This is a genomic window from Kitasatospora sp. NPDC093558 (assembly GCF_040683475.1).
Classification (GTDB): domain Bacteria; phylum Actinomycetota; class Actinomycetes; order Streptomycetales; family Streptomycetaceae; genus Kitasatospora.
Map to the genome: position 1 here is coordinate 1 of NZ_JBFBDY010000859.1, position 2326 is coordinate 2326.

The window sequence follows — 2326 nt, forward strand, 5'->3', positions numbered from 1 at the left end:
GGACCGGGCAGGGTCCTGGTACGGGCGCAGCGGCGAGGTCTGGCCCTTGTGGTCGGGCCCCTCGTCCCAGTGCTTGAAGGCCTCGGCGCTCTCCCACTCGCTCATCACGGCGAACGCGCCGTCGTCGATCAGCGAGCGGAGGAGCTCGTTGCCGAGCAGGCCGGGGGTGCCGGCCAGGTCGCCGCTGATCCGGTGGTAGGCCTCCTCGATCACCGACTCCGGTTCGCCGCTGGGCACTTGGCAGAAGAGCACGATCCTCACCCGTCCCGTGGCCGGCACCCGTGCGGTGGTCATCGCTTCTCCAGGGCGTGCAGGACCGTCGTGGTCCACATGGCGCCGCCGGAGCGGAAGGGGTGCAGCCGCTTGCGGTGCTCCAGGTGCTGGTCGCTCGACTCGAACTGCCGGAACTGCGGCTCGTCCACCCAGTCGCTGACGATGAAGTAGAGGCCGTCCTCCTCCTCGCTGCGCATCAGCCACTGGCCGAGGTTGGCGGGGTGGTCGGTCACGGTGGACCCGATCTCCAGCCAGGTGCGCTCGAAGTCCTGTTCCAGCTCGGCCTTGATCTCGGCGCGGAGCAGGACCCGGAAGACCTTGGTTCGCTCGGCCACGGCTCAGATGCCCCCGTCCACGTGGATGGTCTCGCCGGTCACGTACCGGGAGAGGTCGCTGGACAGGAAGAGCACCGCGCCGGCGATCTCGTCGGGGGTGCCGAGCCGGCCGAGGCCGGTCAGGCCCTGGTAGCGGGACTTGACCCGGGCCACCTCCTCCGGCGGCGCGGTCTCGAACTCCTCGGTCTCGATGACCCCCGGGGCGACGAGGTTGACCCGGATGCCCTTCGGGCCGAGCTCCTTCATCAGCGAGCGGGTCAGGCCGATGAGACCGGCCTTGGACGCGGTGTAGTGGGCGCGCAGCGGGATGCCGATCACCGCGGCCCGCGAGCCCACGGTGATCACCGAGGAGCCGGCCGAGAGCAGCGGCAGCGCCTTCTGGATCACCATGAACGGGGCGGTGAGGTTGGTGTCCAGCACCCGCCGCCACTCCTCCAGCGGCAGTTCGGCGAAGGGGACGTGGCTGATGACGCCGGCGTTGTTGACCACCACGTCCAGCGCGCCGAAGTGCTCCTTGGCGGTGGAGACCAGCCGTTCGACGTCCTCCGGCACGCTCACGTCGGCCTGGACGAGGTGGTGCTCGGCTCCGGTGGCGGCCAGCTCCTCGCGCAGGCCCGCCACGGCCGGGCTCTCGGTGCGGTAGCAGGCGACGGTCCGGGCGCCGGCCCGGGCCAGCGCGAGGACGATGCCGCGGCCGATGCCGCGGCTGCCGCCGGTGACCAGGATCCGCTTGCCGGTCAGATCGATGCTCATGACGCTCGGGTGCCTCATCTCTTGGTGTCGGGTGTGCGGTGGGTACGGGGCGCCGGGGCCCGCTCAGGCCGCGCGGCCGGCCAGGGCCCGGGGGAGCGGCCGGGCTTCGAGGACGGCCCAGCGGCCGGTGGCGGGCCGGTTGGCGAGGGCGAAGTCCGCGGCGGCCAGGAGGTCCTGCCACTCGGGGAGGGTGCGCTCGCGGCCGCCGAAGCGGAGCATCATGTCGACGTCCAGGAACTTGCCCTGGTCCCACTCGTTGGGCCCGGCCACCACGTGGTCGAGGACGAGCAGCCGGCCCTCGGTGCGGTCGCCGAGCGCGTCGCGGACGCCGCGCAGGATGCGCACGGCGTGGTCGTCGTCCCAGTCGTGCAGCACCTGCTTGAGGAGGTAGGCGTCGCAGTCGGCGGGCAGCGGGTGGAAGAAGTCGCCGGGGACGATCGAGACGCGGTCCTCGACGCCCGCCTCGGCCAGGTGGCGCGCCGCGTCCGCGACGACGTGCGGCCGGTCCAGGAGGACCCCGGTGGAGCCGGGTGTGGCGTTCAGGACGGCGCTCAGGAAGAAGCCCTGGCCGCCGCCGATGTCCGCGATCCGCGAGAACCGGGTGAAGTCGTACTGGGAGGTGAACAGGTGGGTGGTGGACCGGCTCATCTGCGTCATCGCGCGGTCGAACAGCGCGCCGGTGCCCGCAGGTTGGGTGTCGGCCGGGTGGGTGTCGCCCTGGGCGGCGGCGCCGTTCCCGGCGAAGAACGGGCGCCCGAAGACGTGCTCGAACGCCGGGCGGCCTGTGCGCACGGTGTGCAGGATCTCGCCGTACGGGCGGCGCACCGACTCGGAGCCGTTGTAGAGCACCAGGTCGCGGACGCCGAAAGGGATGTCGCTGCGCAGGCCGACGGTGAGCTCGTTCTCCGCGAAGCGGCGCTCGGCCTCCTCCGTCAGCAGGCCGAACGCCGCCGCGCAGCGCAGCA

General features: G+C 72.3%; 4 protein-coding genes. All 4 read right to left on the bottom strand.

Annotation, left to right across the window (positions count from 1 at the left end; all coding sequences use genetic code 11):
- Positions 1-294, bottom strand: a 294-nt coding sequence (locus AB0O00_RS36170) for an antibiotic biosynthesis monooxygenase (protein WP_363658948.1), incomplete at its 3' end; no start/stop codon positions are given.
- Positions 291-608, bottom strand: coding sequence for an antibiotic biosynthesis monooxygenase family protein (locus AB0O00_RS36175; RefSeq protein ID WP_363658949.1), 318 nt, complete (start codon positions 606-608; stop codon positions 291-293). The genes AB0O00_RS36170 and AB0O00_RS36175, both read right to left, overlap by 4 nt.
- A gap of 3 nt (positions 609-611) precedes the next feature.
- Complete coding sequence (locus tag AB0O00_RS36180) at positions 612-1361, bottom strand: SDR family NAD(P)-dependent oxidoreductase (protein ID WP_363658950.1); 750 nt, start codon at positions 1359-1361, stop codon at positions 612-614.
- A gap of 63 nt (positions 1362-1424) precedes the next feature.
- Positions 1425-2326 (bottom strand): methyltransferase (locus tag AB0O00_RS36185; RefSeq protein WP_363658951.1); only part of this gene is annotated, 902 nt, incomplete at its 5' end.